The organism is Streptomyces sp. NBC_00286, assembly GCF_036173125.1.
Lineage (GTDB): Bacteria > Actinomycetota > Actinomycetes > Streptomycetales > Streptomycetaceae > Streptomyces.
This window is the reverse complement of sequence record NZ_CP108054.1, coordinates 6,757,347-6,776,393: the sequence shown is the minus strand read 5'-3', so window position 1 is coordinate 6,776,393 and position 19,047 is coordinate 6,757,347. Positions and strand designations below refer to the sequence as shown.

Annotated in this window: 17 protein-coding genes; 11 read left to right on the top strand and 6 right to left on the bottom strand. The window is 69.5% G+C overall.

Going from position 1 to position 19,047, the window contains the following annotated elements:
• Positions 1 to 125 precede the first annotated feature (125 nt).
• From OHT21_RS30830 to OHT21_RS30815, 4 genes are read right to left on the bottom strand one after another with little or no spacing between them, the layout of a single operon-like run.
• Positions 126 to 680: a hypothetical protein gene (locus OHT21_RS30830; protein WP_328771536.1), complete on the bottom strand. Its 555-nt coding sequence runs from the start codon at positions 678 to 680 to the stop codon at positions 126 to 128.
• Positions 677 to 1,933 (bottom strand): DUF7224 domain-containing protein, encoded by a 1,257-nt coding sequence (locus OHT21_RS30825; RefSeq protein ID WP_328771535.1) that lies wholly within the window; start codon positions 1,931 to 1,933, stop codon positions 677 to 679. The genes OHT21_RS30830 and OHT21_RS30825 overlap by 4 nt, the downstream gene beginning before the upstream one ends.
• Entirely contained in the window at positions 1,930 to 2,544 is a 615-nt protein-coding gene (locus OHT21_RS30820) for an ABC transporter ATP-binding protein (RefSeq protein WP_328774287.1), read from the bottom strand. Before OHT21_RS30820 ends, OHT21_RS30825 begins: the two co-directional genes overlap by 4 nt.
• A 9-nt stretch (positions 2,545 to 2,553) precedes the next feature.
• A complete protein-coding gene (locus OHT21_RS30815; RefSeq protein ID WP_328771534.1) occupies positions 2,554 to 2,676 on the bottom strand; it encodes a hypothetical protein in 123 nt (40 codons plus the stop codon).
• Positions 2,677 to 3,109: 433 nt separating this feature from the next.
• On the opposite strand from OHT21_RS30815, the gene OHT21_RS30810 reads away from it, so the two are divergent.
• A complete protein-coding gene (locus tag OHT21_RS30810; RefSeq protein WP_328771533.1) occupies positions 3,110 to 3,970 on the top strand; it encodes a DUF1963 domain-containing protein in 861 nt (286 codons plus the stop codon).
• Here the strand turns inward: OHT21_RS30810 and OHT21_RS30805 are convergent.
• Together OHT21_RS30805 and OHT21_RS30800 are read right to left on the bottom strand one after the other, a co-directional pair.
• On the bottom strand, positions 3,967 to 4,131 hold the full coding sequence (locus OHT21_RS30805) for a hypothetical protein (RefSeq protein WP_328771532.1): 165 nt from the start codon (positions 4,129 to 4,131) through the stop codon (positions 3,967 to 3,969). The two genes, OHT21_RS30810 and OHT21_RS30805, sit on opposite strands and share 4 nt — an antisense overlap.
• Positions 4,128 to 4,853: a class I SAM-dependent methyltransferase gene (locus OHT21_RS30800; protein WP_328771531.1), complete on the bottom strand. Its 726-nt coding sequence runs from the start codon at positions 4,851 to 4,853 to the stop codon at positions 4,128 to 4,130. Before OHT21_RS30800 ends, OHT21_RS30805 begins: the two co-directional genes overlap by 4 nt.
• Positions 4,854 to 5,055: 202 nt before the next feature.
• Between OHT21_RS30800 and OHT21_RS30795 the strand changes: the two genes are divergently transcribed.
• The 10 genes from OHT21_RS30795 to OHT21_RS30750 all read left to right on the top strand — a co-directional run bounded on the left by OHT21_RS30795 (position 5,056) and on the right by OHT21_RS30750 (position 19,044).
• Positions 5,056 to 6,291, top strand: a complete 1,236-nt coding sequence (locus OHT21_RS30795; RefSeq protein WP_328774286.1) for an ROK family transcriptional regulator — start codon at positions 5,056 to 5,058, stop codon at positions 6,289 to 6,291.
• 330 nt (positions 6,292 to 6,621) lie between these two features.
• A complete protein-coding gene (locus tag OHT21_RS30790; protein WP_328771530.1) occupies positions 6,622 to 7,962 on the top strand; it encodes an ABC transporter substrate-binding protein in 1,341 nt (446 codons plus the stop codon).
• A 7-nt stretch (positions 7,963 to 7,969) separates the two neighbouring features.
• Complete coding sequence (locus OHT21_RS30785; RefSeq protein WP_328771529.1) at positions 7,970 to 8,929, top strand: carbohydrate ABC transporter permease; 960 nt, start codon at positions 7,970 to 7,972, stop codon at positions 8,927 to 8,929.
• A gap of 5 nt (positions 8,930 to 8,934) precedes the next feature.
• The gene (locus tag OHT21_RS30780) at positions 8,935 to 9,855 is read left to right on the top strand and encodes a carbohydrate ABC transporter permease (protein WP_328771528.1); all 921 of its coding nucleotides are present in this window, start codon (positions 8,935 to 8,937) and stop codon (positions 9,853 to 9,855) included.
• 7 nt (positions 9,856 to 9,862) lie between these two features.
• Entirely contained in the window at positions 9,863 to 11,131 is a 1,269-nt protein-coding gene (locus tag OHT21_RS30775) for a 6-phospho-beta-glucosidase (RefSeq protein WP_328771527.1), read from the top strand.
• Positions 11,122 to 12,099: an N-acetylglucosamine kinase gene (locus OHT21_RS30770; RefSeq protein ID WP_328771526.1), complete on the top strand. Its 978-nt coding sequence runs from the start codon at positions 11,122 to 11,124 to the stop codon at positions 12,097 to 12,099. The genes OHT21_RS30775 and OHT21_RS30770 overlap by 10 nt, the downstream gene beginning before the upstream one ends.
• 281 nt (positions 12,100 to 12,380) lie before the next feature.
• Positions 12,381 to 13,859: a hypothetical protein gene (locus OHT21_RS30765; RefSeq protein ID WP_328771525.1), complete on the top strand. Its 1,479-nt coding sequence runs from the start codon at positions 12,381 to 12,383 to the stop codon at positions 13,857 to 13,859.
• Positions 13,860 to 13,873: 14 nt separating this feature from the next.
• Positions 13,874 to 14,881 carry a glutamate ABC transporter substrate-binding protein gene (locus OHT21_RS30760; RefSeq protein WP_328771524.1) on the top strand — a complete coding sequence of 336 codons (1,008 nt, stop codon included), beginning with the start codon at positions 13,874 to 13,876 and terminating at the stop codon, positions 14,879 to 14,881.
• A gap of 112 nt (positions 14,882 to 14,993) precedes the next feature.
• Entirely contained in the window at positions 14,994 to 16,328 is a 1,335-nt protein-coding gene (locus OHT21_RS30755) for a hypothetical protein (RefSeq protein ID WP_328771523.1), read from the top strand.
• Positions 16,329 to 16,362: 34 nt separating this feature from the next.
• Positions 16,363 to 19,044, top strand: coding sequence for a serine/threonine-protein kinase (locus OHT21_RS30750; protein ID WP_328774285.1), 2,682 nt, complete (start codon positions 16,363 to 16,365; stop codon positions 19,042 to 19,044).
• Positions 19,045 to 19,047: the final 3 nt, after the last annotated feature.

Sequence of the window (19,047 nt, the reverse complement as noted above, 5' to 3'; positions counted from 1 at the left end):
TCCGACAATGAGGATGCGCTAGTCCGCGGCGAAGTCCGGACATGCGGCGTGCCGTTGAGGCCAGCTTTCGGGTTTGCGACGCAGTGGCCGACGCTCCGCTTCAGGCCCCCGCCGCCACTGAGACGTCAAGGGGTGGCCAGCAGGGCGAGAGCGAACACGGCGACGGTGATCAGCCACGCGGTCGTGCTTCCCGCCGGGTATAGGGGTAGCGCCCACCAGGTGTGCGTGGCGGAGCCGCCGGGCTGGTAGGCGCGGCCGGCGATCAGGGTGCCGATGAGGAGCGCCATTCCGGAAGCTGCCGCCGCCGCTTCGTTTGCCACACGCCGTACGAGGAGAGCAAGAGCGAGGAGGAGCGTGATGTTGCGGGCGACGTCCATCCCCACCAGCACTCCAGCCCCGTGGGCGAGAACCGCGGTGAGGATGACGGCGCCATGGTCGAGGCGGCGGATGGGTACTACCGCTGTCCGTTCCGCCTCGCGGAGCCGGCGCTCCATGCAGTACATGACGGCGACGACGGTCAGGATGGGGGTGAAGTACGCCAGGCGTGCACCGCTCATCCCGCCGGCCAAGCTCGGAATAGGAACCTCGCTCGTGCCCACCGCCCAGCACACGGCCACGATCACGGCGAGCGTGGGAGGGACGGCCCACCAGCGCCGTACGGTCAGCGCGTATCGGTTCACGTGCCCACCCGGTTGCAGTGCTCCTGGCTTGCGACCTTCTGCTTGAACCAGTCGGCCTGGTCTGCGGCGGGCATCTGACGGACCTTCTGGAGTGCCGTCCATTCGGCGGGGAGCATCGCCTGCTGGATGGATTGTGTGTCGAGGCCAATGACGAGTGCGGCCCAGGCGGCTGCGGGAGAGCCGGGCTGCTGGCAGTCGCGCACACCAGCGGTGGCGGCCACACCGGCTACGGCTGATTCGGCGAGATCAGCCTCGTACCGCTCCTGGGAGGCTTGCTCATGGAGAGCGGGAAGCGACCAGTACAGCGGCCAAGTGCCCGGCTTGAGCGGTGTACTGGCAGAGGTGATGCGCAGCTCCTGAGGGGCGGGAATGCCTGCGGCCTTCAGGTCGTCGATCGGCCCCATGGCGTCTCGGCGCAGCTGCTCGGCATACGGCTGGTACTCCGGCGGCACACACACTCTGGGAGCTTGTCCGGTACAGGACATGGCGACCGTACGGGGATGGGTGGGGGCCGCGTATCCCCAGTCGGTCACGGCAAGGTAGCCGGTGACGAGGGTCGCCGCGGCGGTCACGGCGCCGATCGTGGCCTTGAGACCGCGCCGGTGTGGGCTGGTCAAAAGCCACGCGGCGACGGCCAGACCGGCAACGACACCCCACGGGACGAGGTAGACGGCGGGGTCTCGGATGTCGGTGACGGTGGAACCGCCGTCGATGAAGCCTCCCAGGTGTCGTAGGGAGGGGTTGGTGAAGGAGTGCGGCATCGCGAGCCAGGCCCAACAGCCGATCGCCACGAGCGGGGCAGCGATGCTGCCCGGAAGGGTGCGTCCAGCGCACCAGCCGATGATCGTCCATCCGAGAGGGAGAACGATGAGGTGGGCCGCGGCGAGCCAACCGGCATCACCGGGCCACACGCCTGTCGCGTTGCGGGCGAAGACGAGTGCTGCGACGGCGAGAACGACGTAGAGGATCAGGGCGGGGGTGACGGCTCGCAGGAGCTGCACGACAGGATTGCGGGGGCTGGTAGCACGCATGGCGCCCAGGAGGCGGTGTCGGCCTGCTTCCCATGCGGTGGCGCCGGCAGCGGCCGGGGCGATGACTGCCATGGGGAAAGCGGCTATCTCGCCGGATTCCACACCGTAGTGGGAGGGGGCGGTGTAGGTGACGTCGCCGATGTACAGGCTGATGTAGATCAGGGCGGGGAGGAGCAGCCACGGTGCGGCGGAGGCGCGGAGGTTTGCCCAGGTGATGGTCATTCGGTTGCCTCCAGGAGCGCCGCGTAGGCGCTTTCCAGATGGCGTCCTGGCGCGCAGTCCGATGCGTGGTGGCCGGCGAATTCCTTGACCGTTCCCTTGAAGCGGGAACGGCCCGCTTCAAGGACGACGACTTCGTCGAACGCCTCGTCCAGGTCACCGATGTCGTGCGTGGAAACGACGACGTGGACCGTGCCGCGCAGGGAGATCAGCAGGTCGAGAAAGCGGCGTCGCTGGTGGGGGTCGAGCCCGACGGTGGGTTCGTCGAGAAGGAGTACTTCGGCGTCATGGACGAGGGCTTGCGCGATGGCGATGCGCTGCTGCTGTCCGCCGGAGAGTGTCTTGATCTTGTTGTTGAGCTTGTCGGTCAGGCCGACGCGCTCGATGGCCTCGGGTGCGGCATTCCAGGCGTCGCGCTCCCGCATGCCCTTGAGCCAGCCCACGTATGCCACATGCTCTCTGCACGTCATCCCGGGGAGGAACCCTGGGCGCTGCGGCAGCCAGGAAACCTTGTGGCGGTAGGTCCGCACATGCCTGCGGTTGCCAAGGTCGAGGTCCCCGTAGCGGATTCGGCCTGCCTGCGGCGTGGAGGCGCTGGCGCCGAGGGTGAGCAGGGTGCTTTTCTATGCGCCGTTCGGGCCGAGGAGGACGGTGTGGCCGGGTGAGAAGTTCAGGTTGAGCTGGTTGAGGACGGGGCGTGACCTGGCGGTGTAGCGGAAGGTGCAGGACTGATAGTTCAGGGGCATGGAGGGTTTCCTCGTGGCACGGCCGACCGTCCGGCCGCACCCACGGGTCGGGGCGGGACCGACCCGGTCCTTGCGGAGGGTGACGTTGACGAGTCTGTCCGAGCCGTCGTCGGAACAGCCGGTGACATGAACGTCCGGAAGTGTATGGACATGTCAGACACAAGATCACCATCTGATCGATTTCAGCCAACTTGTTGACCAAATCTCGTATATGAACGGTCAGTTCACGGACGTGAAGTATGGCTGAGGTGTGAGGGCCCGGCTCGGTTGACGCACCGAAGGTGCACTTGGTGAAGGGGCATCCGAGCAGCTCGCAGTGCAGGGTGGTGTCCACGCCACTCCGGGTTTGCCAGGACCAGGCACCAGGCGGCTCCTCGGCCGCCCGTCACGGCTACGGAGCCGGCGTGTCAGTGCCTGCTTCTACGGTTTGGGCATGACTCCTGAGATGTGGGAACGGTTAAGTGCCTTTCGTGGCAAGGCGGTTGCTCGGGGTATACCGGGCGAGGACGTGGAGCGGTGGTTGGCCGTCGCCCGGCCCTGCGCGACTCTGGCGCGGGACGGGGATGGGCCGGTTGTGGGGCGGTTCGGTGGGCGGTTGCTGCTGCCGGCCGAGGTGCCGGACCCCGAGCATCCCTTCGTTGCCTCCGTCGATCTCGCGGCGTTGCCCGCCGGTGCGACGGATTTGGGCCTGCCTCGCGACGGGCAGCTGCTGCTGTTCGCCTTTCCTGAGAGCGCTGACGACGCCGAGACCATGGGGAATGTGGTGTACGTCCCGGTCGGCTCGGCCGTGGTGGAGCGGGATCGGCACGCTTGGAACGCGTACGACTTCGAGGATGAGGAGGCGATGTTCGAGGCGTTTCCGGAGGGGCCGTTGCGGGTGACGGTCAATGTGTCGCTGCCTCACCATCAGGCTGTCGAAGTCCTCGGCGAGGCGAGGAGCGTGCCGATTCCCGGGCATCCCCGGTCCGAGGAACTCGTCGCGGTCTGGGAGAGCGTCCGTGGCGACGTCGCGCCCGAGGGGCCATTGCAGATAGGCGGGTACGCCGATGAGGAGGCCGTCTACATCGATCCGGTCGCCGTTGCCGTGTCCAGGGCTGTGAGAGCGGTGGAAGCGGGCGGGTGGGACGGGCCGGTTTCGGGTGATGTCGCGGACTGGGTGCTTCTGGCCGACTGGCAGGCCGGTATGGATGTGGAGGGCTGGGAGAGTGCCACCGTTCACTGGGTGATCCAGCGCGAGGATCTGGCGGCGCGGCGCTTCGACCGGGCGTTCACCAGCGTGTTCTGGAACCCCTAACCTGCGCCTGGGACGGGCGGGGAGGGGCGGGGCGCGAGCCCGTACGGCAGCCGGGCCGGTATCGCCTGACCCACGTCGCGCATGTGGGCCCGGGCGCCGTCGTCGGGGCGGCCGGACGCGGCGGCGGTCCGCCGCCCGCGCTGCCGGTCTGCCCCCGTCACCCCCGCTCCCCCACCGGTTCCGCCACGCCCACGATGAAGCTGCGGCCGCCCACCAGCCGCACATCGGCCGACCATCCCAGCGCCGCGAGATCACCCGTCAGCGTCTCCGGCTCGTGGAAGACCTTCACGACCCGGTGCCGGCTGCCGTCGTCCAGGCGGCGCAGCACTACTGAGCCGGGCTGGCCGGCGGCGGCCTCCTCGCGCCAGGCCTCCCCCGGGCCCTCGTCGATGAAGATCGCCTTGCCGTGCGGGGCCAGCGCCTCGCGGACCGTGTTCCAGAAAGCGGGCAGTCGCGACGGCGGGACGTGGGAGAGCCAGAAGGCGAAGAAGACCGTGTCGTAGCGGCGCGACGGATGCCAGGCGAAGACGTCGGCCTGGGTGAACAGGACGTTGGGGGACGTGACGCGGGCGCACGCGATGTCCAGCGTCTCGGCCGCCGCGTCGAGCGCGGTCACCGAGTGGGCGCGTTCAGCGAGGGCGCCGGTCCACTGGCCCGTTCCGCAGGCCAGCTCCAACACATCGCCGGTGATGGGGAGTTCGTCGGTGGCGGCCAGCAGGTTCCGTAGGTCCTCGCGTTCGGCATAGACCCGGTCGTACTCCTGCGCTCTGGCCCGGTAGTAGGCCCGCTGTTCCGCCAGCAGGGCTTCGTCCGGAAGGCCTTGGTCCGGAAGGCCTTGGTCCGGAAGGCCTTGGTCCACAAGCGCTTCGTCCTCGCCAGCCATGGGCCGACCCTAGCCGTTCAGCACCACGTAACGACTTTGTTGCCTGCCAGCGGCCGGTATTGACGCCTCCGTGGCCGAAGGCCTACCTTCCTCAACCAATAGGAAAGTTTCCTAACAATGCTCGAGAGTGGAGTCCAGCATGGATGGACGCCCGCTCGAGATCGTTGAGATGCTGGCCACGGAAGGGCAGGTGACGACAGCGATGGCAGGTTCCGCCGGTACCCCGGGCACCCCGCGCGTCCTGCGCGCCATGAACGACCGGGCCGCTCTCGATCTGCTGCTGGAGCACGGGCCGCTGTCGCGGACCAGGATCGGCAACCTCACCGGCCTGTCCAAGCCGACCGCCTCGCAGCTCCTCGCCCGGCTGGAGGCCGCCGGTCTGGTCGTCGTGACCGGCACCAGTGAGGGGCGGCCGGGGCCCAACGCCCAGTTGTACGCGGTGAACCCCGCCGCCGCACGGGTCGCGGGCCTCGACGTCACCCCCACCGGCATCCGTGCCGCGATCGCCGACATCACGGGCGAGACCGTCGGACGGTTCGAACTGCCGACCCCTGGTCGCAGCGCGGAGGGCGCCGTCGACCGCGTACTGGTGGCCCTGGACGGCGCGGTCAAGGACGCCGGGCTGCACCGGGCCGACGTGCACCGGATCGTGATCGGTACGCAGGGCGCCTTCGACCCCGCCACCGGCAACCTGCGTTACGCCAGCCACCTCCACGGCTGGCACTCGCCCCGGCTGCTGGAGGACATGGCCGCCGCGCTCGGCCCCATCCCCTTCGAAGTGGAGAACGACGTCAACCTCGCCGCCATCGCCGAACAGCGCATCGGCGAAGCGCGCGGCTGCGAGAACTTCACCCTGCTCTGGGGAGAACGGGGCTTCGGCGCCGCGGTCGTCATCGGCGGCCGGCTGCACCGGGGCGCCACCGGAGGCGCCGGCGAAGTCGCCTTCCTCCCATTGCCGGGAGCCCCGCTCGTACGCAATGTCGCCCGCAGCAACTCCGGCGGTTTCGAGGAACTGGCCGGTCGCCGGGCCGTGTTGGGCCTGGCCCGCGAGCACGGCCTGACGCCTCCGCCGGGCATCAGCGGCGGCACCCTCACCGAGAAGGCCGCCGCGGTCGTGGCCGAAGCGGCCCGTACGGCCGAGAGCCCCGGACCGGGGCAGGCCGTACTCGCCGAGTTCGCCACCCGGCTCGCCACCGGACTCGCCGCGGTCGTCGCGGTGATCGACCCCGAACTGATCATCCTGGCCGGCGGGGTGATCACCGCCGGCGGCGAACCCCTGCGCGCCCTGATCCAGTCCGAGCTCGCCGAACTGGCCGTCCCCCGCCCCGCCATCCGCCTCAGTACGACACCCGACAGCCCTGTACTGACCGGCGCCCTGCAATCCGCCCTCGCGGCCACCCGCGATGAGGTCTTCGACACCACGGGTCGCACCCCCTGACCCGTACGACTTGATCCACCACCGCCTGGTCCGTACTGCCTGACCAGTACGGCAGACCCGTACCGCCCGATTCGTACCGCCTGACCAGTACGGCAGACCCGTACCGCCCGATTCCTACCGCCTGACCTATGGCCGAGCCCGTACGGCCAAACCGGCACCCCCAGCTCGTACGGCCGGACCGATACCGCCCGCCCGCACCACCCGATCCGTCCCCACTTGATCCGCGGCCCCCGAACCGCCCCGCCCCTACCCGCGCACGCCCAATTCCCCCTCGCCCAACCCCCTTCGCACGCCCCAATGTTCTCCGCGCACGCCCCAAGGAGTTCCGCCATGCCCAGAATCAGTCCCGTACGCCCCGTACGACTCGCGATCGCGGCCACCGCGATCGCCCTGACCGCCACAGCCTGCACAGGTTCCAGCACGTCCGGCGCGACCGACGACGCCAGCAAGCCCTCCACCATCACCTTCTGGCACCCCTGGAGCGCGCCCACCGAGGTCAAGGCGATCGAGGCGAACGTCGCGGCCTTCGAGAAGGCGCACCCCAACATCAACGTCAAGGTCGTCGGGAACGTCGACGCCGACAAGGTCAACCAGGCGCTGCGCGCGGGCGGTTCGAACGCGCCGGACGTGGTCGCATCCCCCGAGACCAGCAACGTCGGCAAGTTCTGTTCGTCCGGTGTTTTCGCCGACCTCGATCCCTTCCTGGAGAAGTCGAAGATCGACACCGCGAAGACCTTCCCCAAGCCGATGCTGGACTACACGCAGTTCGAGGGGACGCGCTGCGCACTGCCCCTGCTGGGCGATGCGTACGGGCTCTACTACAACAAGACGATGTTCGAGGAGGCGGGCATCACGTCCCCGCCCAAGACGCTCTCCGAATTCAAGGCCGCTGCCATCAAGCTGACCAAGAGCAAGGGCGACAGCTACTCGCAGCTCGGCTTCATGCCGAACTTCCACGGCTACGAGGTCACCGTCCCGCACCTCGCGGCGCAGTGGAGCCCGGAGTACTTCACCGCCGACGGCAAGTCGAACGTCGCCAAGGACCCGGCGTTCAAGGAGCTGCTGACCTGGCAGCAGGACATGGTCAAGTCGCTCGGCGGCTTCCAGAAGCTGGAGAAGTACCGCTCCACCTTCGGTGACGAGTGGTCGGCCCAGAACCCGCTGCACACCGGGCAGATCGCCATGAACATCGACGGCGAGTGGCGCGGCGGCATGATGAAGGACGCGGGCGTCGACTTCGAGGTGGGGGTCGCGCCGTTCCCGGTCCCGGACGACCAGGCGGACACGTACGGCAAGGGCTTCCTGACCGGCACGATCATCGGCCTCGCCAGCACCAGCAGCAAGCAGAACGCCGCCTGGGAGCTGGTGAAGTACATGACCACGAACACCGACGCGGTCGTCTCCTTCGCCAACGCCATCAACAACGTTCCCTCGACCTTCGAGGCGCTGAAGTCCCCGAAGCTCGAGAACGACGCGACGATGCAGGCCTTCGTGAAGATCGCCGAGAACCCGAACAGCAACACCGCGCCCGCCGCGGTCAACGGCAGCGCGTACCAGGAGACGCTGCAGAACTTCGCGTACGACTACGAGTCCGGCAAGGAGAAGGGCCTGGACGCGGGGCTTGCGAAGGTCGCAAAGCAGATCGACACCGACATCGCCAAGGCGAAGTAGCCGCCCGATGACGATCCTTCACGGCCACTCGGCGGCGCTGCGTACCAAGCGCCGCCGGGAGGGGCTTCGTACGCTGGCGTTCCTCTCCCCCTGGCTCATCGGTTTCAGCGTCTTCTTCGTCTATCCGCTGCTGTCGACCGTCTACTTCTCCTTCATGAAGTACGACGGCTTCAAGCCGCCCACCTTCAACGGGCTGACCAACTGGACCTACGTCTTCAGCCAATATCCCTTCTTCTGGGCCGCGATGCGCAACACCCTGTGGCTCGTGGTGATCATGGTGGCGGCCCGGGTGGTGTTCGGTCTCGGCATCGGGCTGCTGATCACGAAGATCAAGACGGGTGCGGGCGTGTTCCGTACCTTCTTCTACCTCCCGTATCTCGCCCCGCCCGTCGCCGCGACCCTGGCCTTCGCCTTTCTGCTCAACCCCGGCACCGGCCCGGTCAACCAGGTGCTCGGCGATCTCGGCCTGCCTCAGCCCGGCTGGTTCAACGACCCGACCTGGTCCAAGCCGGCGCTGACTCTGCTCGCGCTGTGGGGCATCGGCGACCTCATGGTCATCTTCATGGCCGCGCTCCTCGATGTGCCCAAAGAGCAGTACGAGGCCGCCGAGCTGGACGGCGCGGGCTCCTGGAAGCGCTTCCGGTACGTCACCCTGCCGAACATCTCGCCCATCGTGCTGTTCGCCGTGGTCACCGGCGTGATCCAGACGATGCAGTACTACACGCAGCCGCTCATCGCCGGTAAGACGGCCAGCGGTGTCATCGGCGCCGGGGCCGGCCAGATCTACGAGCCCGGCTATCCGGGGAAGTCCACGCTGACCCTCCCCCAGCTCATTTACAGCCTGGGCTTCCAGCGCTTCGACACCGGTTCCGCCTGCGTGGTCGCCCTGGTGCTGTTCGCCCTGTCCATGGCGTTCACCGCGCTGCTGATGCGCCGCCGCGGCGGCCTGATCACGGTGGAGGACTGATCCCCATGACCCACACCGTCACCGCCCGCCCGCCGGCCCCCACCGCACCCGGCGGCCCGCTCGGCACCGCCGGCCGGAGCCCCGCGGCCCGTACCGCCCGGCGCAAGGCGCTGCTGCACTGGATCGCCGTGCACTGTCTGGGCATCGCCGCCGCGCTGTTCTTCGTCATGCCGTTCGTGTTCATCCTGCTCACGTCCCTGATGGACGATCGGCAGGCGCTGACCAGCGCCCTGTGGCCGAGGTCCTGGAACTGGGACAACTACGCGAACGTCTGGAACGCCCCCGGCTTTCTGACCTGGTGGCGCAACACCCTGATGTACGCGGGGCTCGGCACCCTCTTCACCGTCGTCTCCAGCCTTCCGGTGGCGTACGCCCTGGCCAAGTTCCGCTTCCGCGGGCGGCGGATCGCGACGATGCTCGTGATCTCCGCGATGATGCTGCCGCCGCAGGTGATCATCGTGCCGATGTACCTGTTCTGGGCCAAGCAGATGGGCATGAGCGGCACGCTGTGGCCGCTGATCATCCCGATGGCCTTCGGCGACGCCTTCAGCATCTTCCTGCTGCGGCAGTTCCTGCTGACCATTCCGAATGAGTACTTGGACGCGGCCAAGGTCGACGGCTGCGGGGAGCTGCGCACCCTGCTGCGGATCGTGGTGCCGCTGGCCAAGCCGGGGATCGCGGCCGTCGCACTGTTCCAGTTCTTCTACTGCTGGAACGACTACTTCGGCCCGCAGATCTACGCGAGTGACAATCCGGCCGCCTGGACGCTCAGTTACGGACTTGAGTCGTTCAAGGACAACCACCATACGAACTGGAATCTGACCATGGCCGCGACCCTGCTGGTCATGGCCCCCGTGATCATCGTGTTCTTCTTCGCACAGAAGGCGTTCATCGAGGGTGTCACGCTCACCGGAGTGAAGGGCTGAACTGACCGTGAAACTGGCAGTAGTGGGCGGAGGCTCGACCTACACCCCCGAACTCATCGACGGCTTCGCCCGGTTGAGGGACACCCTGCCCGTCGAAGAGCTGGTGCTCGTCGACCCGGCGGCCGAACGCCTTGAGCTGGTCGGCGGCTTGGCGCGGCGCATCTTCGCGAGGCAGGGGCACGGCGGGCGCATCGTCACGACTTCCGACCTCGACGCGGGGATCGAGGGCGCCGACGCGGTCCTGCTGCAACTGCGTGTCGGCGGACAGGCAGCGCGTGAGCAGGACGAGACCTGGCCGCTGGAGTGCGGCTGTGTCGGGCAGGAGACGACCGGTGCGGGCGGGCTCGCGAAGGCGTTGCGTACGGTGCCGGTGGTGCTGGACATCGCGGAGCGCGTACGGCGGACGAATCCGGGCGCCTGGATCATCGACTTCACCAATCCGGTGGGCATCGTGACCCGCGCCCTGCTCGAAGCAGGTCATAAAGCGGTCGGGTTGTGCAATGTAGCGATCGGTTTCCAGCGGAAGTTCGCACGGCTGCTCGGCATCGCGCCCGTCGACGTGCACCTCGATCATGTCGGGCTCAACCACCTCACCTGGGAGACGGGTGTACGACTCGGAGGGCCCGAGGGCGAGGACATCCTGCCGAAGCTGCTGGCAGTGCATGGCGAAGCCGTCGCCGCCGACCTGCGCCTGCCCCGCCACGTCCTCGACCGCCTCGGTGTCGTCCCCTCCTACTACCTGCGCTACTACTACGCGCACGACGAGGTCGTACGGGAGCAGCGTACGAAGCCGTCGCGGGCCGCTGAAGTGGCCGAGATGGAGCGGCAGTTGCTGAAGATGTACGGCGATCCGAAGCTCGCCGAGAAGCCGGCGCTGCTGGGCAAGCGGGGTGGAGCGTACTACTCGGAGGCGGCCGTGGACCTCGCGGCCTCGCTGCTCGGTGGCGGGGCGGGAAGTCCGTACCAGGTCGTGAACACGTACAACAAGGGGACGCTGCCCTTCCTGCCGGACGACGCCGTCATCGAGGTCCAGGCGGCCGTCGGATCCAGCGGGGCCACTCCGCTGCCGGTGGCGTCGGTGGATCCGCTGTACGCGGGACTGATGGCGAACGTGACCGCGTACGAGGACCTGGCGCTTCAGGCCGCGCTGCACGGGGGACGCGAGCGGGTGTTCCGTGCGCTGCTCGCGCATCCGCTCGTCGGCCAGTACGCGTATGCCGACGCCCTCACCGATCAGCTGATCGCGCACAACCGGGAGCACCTCGCGTGGGCGTGAGAGCGGGTGTTCTCGCGATCGACGCGGGGAACAGCAAGACCGATGTCGCCGTCGTCGCGCCGGACGGGCGAGTGCTCGCCGAGGCGCGCGCGGGCGGGTTCCGGCCGCCCGTGGTCGGGGTGCGGCAGGCGGTGGACACACTGGCGGGGGCCGTCGACCGGGCCTTCGCCGAGGCGGGGGTCACGGCCGTGGATCACGTTTCCGCGTGTCTTGCCAACGCCGATCTCCCCGTCGAGGAGCGGCAGTTGGCCGCCGCGCTGCACGCGCGTGCGTGGGGCGCGAGTACCGAGGTGCGCAACGACACGTTCGCGATCCTGCGCGCCGGGGTCGCCGAGCCGCGTGGGGTGGCGGTGGTGTGCGGCGCGGGCATCAACTGCGTCGGCATGCGGCCCGACGGGCGCATCGCCCGCTTTCCCGCCATCGGCCGCCTCTCCGGTGACTGGGGCGGCGGCGGGGGTTTGGCCGAGGAGGCGATCTGGCATGCGGCGCGCGCCGAGGACGGCCGGGGCGGCCCGACCGTGCTGGCCCGCGCTCTGCCCGCCCACTTCGGCCTGGACTCCATGTACGCGCTGATCGAGGCCTTCCACCTCGGGCACCTGGGGCAGGAGCGGCGTCATGAGCTGACGCCGGTCCTGTTCGCCACGGCGGCGGCCGGCGACCCGGTGGCCCGCGCCCTCGTCGACCGGCTCGCGGAGGAGGTGGCGGCCATGGCGGGCGTGGCCCTGTCGCGTCTGGAACTGCTCGACGAGGAGGCCCCCGTACTTCTCGGCGGCAGCATCCTGGCGGCCCGGCACCCCCAACTCGACGACCGTATACGGGAACTGCTGGCCGAGCGCGCCCCCAAGTCCGTACCCCGGGTCGTCACCGCGAGCCCCGTCCTGGGGGCCGTGCTGCTCGGCCTCGATCACGTGGGGGTGCCCGAGGAGGTGCACGCGCGCGTGCGGGCGCATTACGAGGGCGGAAACTGAGCGCTTCCCTCCGGGTTCGCCCCGGCTCCCCTCCGGGGAGAAACCCGGTTCCCTCCGGGGAGAAACCGTGAGAACTCGGCAGAACCCAGGGAACCGTAGGGTCGCGGATCGCGTATTCATGGTTGCGCTGCGGTACGAATTGCACTGCGATACGAACAAGATCCAGTCAGGGCCTGTGCGGATGTCAGTCCCGGCGGGGATACTTGCGGCCGTGCACCTCCTCCCGTGCGTCCCGACGCGCAGGGGGATGCTTACGGAGGGTTGACCATGGGGGAGGTCAAGTGACATACACGCCGAACGGCGGCTCGGCGCCACCTGGCGCGGGACCGCCCACGATGCCCGCCATGCCGCCGCAGCCCGGTCCACCGGTCGCGGCGCCACCGGCCGCGCCCGCCGCGCAGCCTGTTCCGGCCGGTCCCGGCGGGCCCGATCCGACGCCTCCGCGCCGTACGGCCTGGGCGGAAGGCGTCGACCAGTTGCGTGCCGCGGCGACGACGGAACCGGGGCGGCTGCGCATCATCGGCGCCGTGCTCGCCTTCCTCGTCGTGGCGTTCGGCTCGATGACGGCCTGGCAGATGACGGAGCGGTCGGCCGCCGCCGACAACGTGCTGAACAGCAGCCAGCCGCTGAGCGCCGACGCCGCGGACATCTACCGCTCGCTCGCCGACGCCAACACCGCGGCCTCCAGCGGCTTCCTCGCGGGCGGCCAGGAGACGGCCCGGTCCCGCCAGCGGTACGAGCAGGGCATCAGCACGGCCGCGGACAAGCTGGTCAACGCGGCGGCCAACTCCGAGCCGGGCTCCGAGTCGGCGAAGACCATCACCCGGCTGAACACGCGGCTGCCCGAGTACAAGGGCCTCGTCGAGCGCGCCCGGTCCAACAACCGGCAGGGCTACCCGCTCGGCGGCGCCTACCTGCGCTACGCCAACGCGAAGATGCAGGTGATGCTCAAGGACGCCGAGGATCTCTACAAGATGGAGAACCAGCGGCTGCGTTCCGACTATGACGCCGCGACTCCGTACCCGTGGATAGCGATGGGCGCCGGCGTCCTCGCGATCGGCGGCCTCGTCTGGGCCCAGCGGCGCAACTACCACCGTACGAACCGGGTCTTGAACCACGGCCTGGTCGCCGCGACCGCCGCCTCCACGGTGGTGCTGCTCTGGCTGGCGGTAGGCCACACCTTCGCGCGGGCGGGACTGAACGACTCGTACGACCACGGAGTACGGTCGCTGAACGTGCTGAACGACGCCCGGATCGCCTCCCTCAAGGCCCGCGGCAACGAGACGCTGACGCTGGTCAGCCGGGGCGCCGAGACCAAAGAGGTCAACGACGAGGTCGTGGACGCATACGACTACGACTACAAGATCCAGATGAAGGACCTCTCCGCCAAGCTGGCCGCCGCCGAGGACCTCGCCGACGACAGCGCGGGCGAGACCCCGGTGAAGGGCGCGACCAAGAACATGCAGGTCTGGCAGGACCGGCACGAGGAAGCCCGTACCGCGGACGACAACGGCGACTACCAGGGCGCGCTGGACAGGGTGATCGGCTCCAATGACAAGAAGCCGACGGGCGAGTGCTTCGACAATGTGGACACCGATCTGGAGAAGGCGCTCGAGCACGAGCAGGGCGAGTTCGAACTGGCGGCTGAGGACGGCAAGGGCGCGATGACGGGGCTTCCGGTGGGCGCCGCGGTGCTCGCGGTGCTGGGCGCCTCGGGTGCGGTGCTCGGTATCGGGCGCCGGCTGTCGGAGTACCGGTGAGAGGGGGCATGACGATGAGGGCACGACGTGTGCGGGCCGCTCTGAAGGGCTGGGGCGGCGTCGGCGCGATGGCGGTCGTCCTGGCCCTGACAGCGGTTTTCGCGCTGGTGCTGCCGCTGTCGCAGTCCCGCGGGGACGGCAGTACGGGCACCGGCGGCCAGGGCGTGGCCGAGGGCACGCAGACCAAGGCCGACGACGACTGCACGAACCCACAGGACCAGAGCCTGGCGCCGTCCGGCGAGGACGGCGCGACGATCCAGGAGATCCGGAAACGCGGCTTCCTTCGGGTCGGCGTCGACCAGAACAGCTACCGCTGGGGCTACCGCGATCCGAACAGCGACTCGGAGACCAGTGAGCTGGAGGGCTTCGACATCGATCTCGCGCACGCGATAGCGGGCGAGATCCTCGGCGATCCGGAAAAGATCCGCTTCCAGGCCATCCCCACCAATGAACGGATCCCGGCCATCCAGGGAGACCGCGTCGACATGGTCGTGCGCACGATGACGATCAGCTGCACCCGGCTGAAGGAAGTGGCCTTCTCCTCGCCCTACTTCGAGACCGGACAGCAGGTCCTGGCCCCGAAGACCTCGGACATCAAGGGGTACGACGACTCGCTGGCGAACAAGAAGATCTGCACGGCGGCGACGTCCACCGCCTGGGAGACCCTGACCGCGGACCAGGAGTCCGGCAAGCTGGTCGCCTCCGCCGACATCAAGACCACCGTGCCCAACCAGCTCGACTGTCTGGTGAGGCTTCAGCTCGGTGAGGTCGACGCCGTGGTGACCGACGGCGCGCTCGCCGCGAGCCAGGCCGCGCAGGACCCGACGGTCGAGCTCAAGGGGGAACCGTTCACGACCGAGTACTACGGGGTGGCGATGAAGAAGGACGCCGACGACCTGGTGCGCCGGGTCAACCAAGTACTGGTGGACTACCGCAAGAACGGCTGGCAGCAGTCGTACGACAAGTGGCTCAAGCCGACCATCCAGAAGGCGGCGGTACCACCGCCCGTCAAGTACCAGTAGCCGGAGCCGGGTTCCGGCGGCCAACCTGATAGCACCAACCTGATACCACTGGAGAGTTGCCCGGGCGCGGGGGGAACGCGCACAGGGAACGACTGAGAGCGAGAGGTGATCGATGGGCGTCGCGGGACCCTCCGGGCCGGTAATGGACCGGGACGAGGTGGACCGTGCGCTGGCGCGGCTCGGCGCGGAGCACGAGGCCATCGAGACCTCGCTCCTCGCCCTGCAGGACCACGCGGGCCGCAGACTCCTCGAAGGCGCCGAGCTCACGGGCACGACCCGGGAGCGCTGGACGGCCACCGAGGCGTCGATCTCGCTCCTGTGGACGTACTTCGACGCGTACGCGGACGCGTTGAGGTCCGCCCGTGACGTGCGCTCCCGCCGACGCTGGCCGAACCGCGACGACCTGGTGGAGCTGACGGAGCTGCTGCGCGGCGAGTGCGTCACGGTGGCGGGCAGCGCCGCCGCCACCGCCTCCGCGCCCACCATGGCCGGCACGGGAAAGCTCAGCGAGCGCTTCACCCTGGTCGAACTCGTGGAGCGTATGAACGAGTTGTACGCGAAGTCACTCGACATGGTCGTGGCGGCCGACGCCGTCTGGTCGGCGCTGCCCGCCCGCATCGACCTGCTGGCCGCGGAGCTGCAGCGCACCCGCCAGCTCGCGCACTCCGTGGGCGTGCGCCCCGGGGAGCACCCGGCGGGCGACGACCTGGAGCGGATCACGCGCACGCTGACGTCGCTGCGGGAGCAGGTGGTGTCCGATCCGCTGGCGTTCTGGCTGCCCGCGCAGGGCAGTTCGGCGCCGGGCGGCGGGCGGCCCGACACCACCCGCTACGACCGGGAGGCGCGTGCGCTGGAGGAGGTGCGCCGCGAGATCGACGCGGTGCTGAGCGTGCGGCAGGACGCGGAGGCGCGGCTCGTGAAGCTGCGGGACGTGCTCTCGCGCGCGGACCGCACCCTGGCCGAGGCGCGCTCCGCGCGCGGTGAGGTGCTGGCGAAGATCGCCGCGTCGGAGGTGCCCGCGGTCAGCGGCCCGCCGACCGCGCTGCAGGAGCAGCTGGCGACGGCCGCCGAATACCGCAGACACGCGCAGTGGCACCGCCTCTCGCCGCTGCTGGAGTCCTTGGAGCAGAAGGCCGAGGACGAACTCCTCAGGGCCCGCGAGTCGTTGACGGCGGTCACCGCGCCGCTCGCGGTCCGTGCGGAGCTGCGCGGCCGGCTCGACGCGTACAAGGCGAAGGTCGCCCGGCACGGCCTCGCAGAGGACCCGCTGCTCGTGGAGCGTTACGACGCGGCGCGCCGCATGCTGTGGAGCGCGCCCTGCGATCTGCGTGTGGCGGAACAGGCGGTGTTGCGCTACCAGCACGCGGCCGCCGACTTGCTGGTGCCCAAGGTCCCCGGCCAGGCCGGCAACGGAGGACCACAGGACCGGAGGGGGCCCATCGCGTGAGCGATAAAGGTGATGCAGCGTGAGTGAGCAGAACGTGAGCGAGCGTAAAGAGTGCCAGCGCCCCGGTTGCTCGGGGGCCTACGAGGACGTGGGCGGCGGCGAGTTGTACTGCGACACCTGCGGTCTGGCGCCGGTCGTCTCCTCGAGCGGCATGGTCGGCTCGCCGCCGACCGGGATCACGGCGGGCGGCAAGAACTCCCGCGGTTCCGGCCGCGGCAGTGCGAGCTCGCGCTCCAGTTCCCGGTCCTCGTCGCGCTCGGCACGCTCCTCGCAGTCCCGGCGTTCGGTGTCGGGGCGGCTGTCGCGCTCTCTGTCGGGGCGGACGTCGAGCCGTTCGGTGTCGGTGCGCAGCTCCGGCAAGACGACCGGGTCCTCCGGCCGCGGCCGGCTGGGCGTCGGCCTCGTCCAGGTTCCGGACGTGCCGCGCCCCGATCCGCGCGAGATGGTCCAGGAGAACCCCGAGGTCCCCGAGCGGAAGCGGTTCTGCTCGCGCTCCGACTGCGGGGCGCCGGTGGGGCGTTCGCGGGGCGAGAGGCCGGGGCGTACGGAGGGTTTCTGCACCAAGTGCGGGCACCCGTACTCGTTCATGCCGAAGCTGCGCGCGGGCGATGTGGTGCACGGCCAGTACGAGGTGGTCGGCTGCCTCGCGCACGGCGGGCTCGGCTGGATCTATCTCGCAGTGGACCGCGCGGTGTCCGACCGCTGGGTGGTGCTCAAGGGCCTGCTCGACACGGGCGACCAGGACGCGATGGCCGCCGCCATATCCGAGCGCCGGTTCCTCGCCGAGATCGAGCACTCCAACATCGTGCGGATCTACAACTTCGTCGAGCATCTCGACCAGCGCACGGGCTCCCTCGACGGCTACATCGTCATGGAGTACGTCGGCGGCAAGTCCCTCAAGGAGATCGCCAACGAGCGTCGTACGCCCGCCGGGAAGCGTGACCCGCTGCCGGTCGAGCAGGCCTGCGCGTACGGCATCGAGGCACTCGAGGCACTCGGGCATCTGCACAGCCGCAACCTGTTGTACTGCGACTTCAAGGTCGACAACGCGATCCAGACCGAGGACCAGCTCAAGCTGATCGACATGGGCGCGGTGCGCAGGATGGACGACGACGAGTCGGCCATCTACGGCACGGTCGGCTACCAGGCGCCGGAGGTCGCCGAGCTCGGCCCCTCGGTCGCCTCCGACCTGTACACGGTGGCCCGTACGCTCGCGGTGCTGACCTTCGACTTCCAGGGCTACACGAACGTGTTCGTGGACTCCCTGCCCGACCCCGACAACATCGAGGTCTTCCGCCAGTACGAGTCGTTCTACCGGCTGCTGGTCCGCGCCACAGACCCCGACCCGGCCCGCCGGTTCGCCTCCGCCGAGGAGATGGCGGAACAGCTGACGGGCGTACTGCGCGAGGTCGTGGCGCTCCAGACGGGCCGCCCCCGCCCCTTCCTCTCCACCCTCTTCGGTCCCGAACTGAAAGTCACGGACACGGAGTTGTTCGAGGAGCTGGAGGGGGATGTGTCGCGGCTGGGGGCGCGGGCGGTGCCGGTGGGACGGCGGCGCCGGGCGCTGGTCGGGGCCAACGGGAGCCCGGCGCTGGCCGCGGGCAATAGCGGTGCGGCGTTTTCTTCAGGCACCGGAGGTGCCGCGCTGTCTGGCGGCGGAGCCGCTAACGCTCTTGGCGCCGGAGGCGCCGTGCAGGCGGGCGGCGGAGCCGCCAATGCCTCCCCCGCCCAAAGCGCGGCCAGCGCACTCGCGCCGAAACCGACCGCCCTCGTCAAGCCGGTCGACGCGGCCGTCGCCGCGCTCGCCCTGCCGGTCCCCCGGGTCGACCCCGGCGACCCGAACGCCGGTTTCCTCGCCGGCCTCATGGCGTCCGCGCCCGCGGAGCTGATCTCCGCTCTGCACGCGGCGCCCACCGGCTCCCTGGAGCTGCGGCTGCGCGAGTTGCGGGCCCGGCTCGAGATGCGCGAACTCGCCAGCGCCACAGGGACACTCGCGGCTCTTGAGGCGGACCACCCCGACGACTGGCGGGTGGTCTGGTACCGCGGCATCGCCGCGCTCGCGAGCGGCGACCACGAGGTGGCGGCGCTGTCCTTCGACGCCATCTACGACGCGTTCCCCGGCGAGCCCGCCCCCAAGCTGGCCCTCGGCCTGTGCGCGGAGGTCCTCGGGCAGCTGGACAACGCCGCGGAGTACTACCGCCTGGTGTGGACGACCGACCCGAGCTATGTGAGCGCGGCGTTCGGACTGGCCCGCGTACAACTGGCGGCCGGAGACCGGCAGGGGGCCGTACGGACCCTGGAGTCGGTGCCGGAGGCGAACATCCACTACACGGCGGCCCGTGTCGCCGCCGTACGGGCGCGGCTTCGGCACCGGATCAACGAGGGGCCCAGCGCACCGTTCCTGGACGACCTGACCGCGGCCGCCGGGCAGATCGAGGCGCTGCGCGGGTACGGACTGGACGCGGTCCGCCGCGAGCAGTTGTCCACAGAGGTCCTCGGCTGCGCCCTGGACTGGGTACTCTCCGGTAGCCAGGGTTCCTCGCCACCGAGTACGGGAGCGCGGACCGTACTGCTCGGCAGTGACCTGGACGAGCGAGGCCTCCGTTTCGGTCTGGAGCGCTCGTACCGGACACTGGCCCGGCTCGCCCAAGGTGGCGAGGAGAGGATCGATCTGGTGGAGCGCGCCAACCGCTACCGCCCCCGGACGTGGGTGTAATTC

What these genes read in the sequence shown, in the direction of transcription:
- OHT21_RS30810 (WP_328771533.1), top strand. Translation starts at nt 3,110, where the DNA reads ATGACTCCTGAGATGTGGGAACGGTTAAGTGCCTTTCGTGGCAAGGCG.
- OHT21_RS30785 (WP_328771529.1), top strand. Translation starts at nt 7,970, where the DNA reads ATGACGATCCTTCACGGCCACTCGGCGGCGCTGCGTACCAAGCGCCGC.
- OHT21_RS30780 (WP_328771528.1), top strand. Translation starts at nt 8,935, where the DNA reads ATGACCCACACCGTCACCGCCCGCCCGCCGGCCCCCACCGCACCCGGC.
- OHT21_RS30755 (WP_328771523.1), top strand. Translation starts at nt 14,994, where the DNA reads ATGGGCGTCGCGGGACCCTCCGGGCCGGTAATGGACCGGGACGAGGTG.
- OHT21_RS30795 (WP_328774286.1), top strand. Translation starts at nt 5,056, where the DNA reads ATGGCAGGTTCCGCCGGTACCCCGGGCACCCCGCGCGTCCTGCGCGCC.
- OHT21_RS30790 (WP_328771530.1), top strand. Translation starts at nt 6,622, where the DNA reads ATGCCCAGAATCAGTCCCGTACGCCCCGTACGACTCGCGATCGCGGCC.
- OHT21_RS30815 (WP_328771534.1), bottom strand. Translation starts at nt 2,676, where the DNA reads ATGCCCCTGAACTATCAGTCCTGCACCTTCCGCTACACCGCCAGGTCA.
- OHT21_RS30800 (WP_328771531.1), bottom strand. Translation starts at nt 4,853, where the DNA reads ATGGCTGGCGAGGACGAAGCGCTTGTGGACCAAGGCCTTCCGGACCAA.
- OHT21_RS30825 (WP_328771535.1), bottom strand. Translation starts at nt 1,933, where the DNA reads ATGACCATCACCTGGGCAAACCTCCGCGCCTCCGCCGCACCGTGGCTG.
- OHT21_RS30760 (WP_328771524.1), top strand. Translation starts at nt 13,874, where the DNA reads ATGAGGGCACGACGTGTGCGGGCCGCTCTGAAGGGCTGGGGCGGCGTC.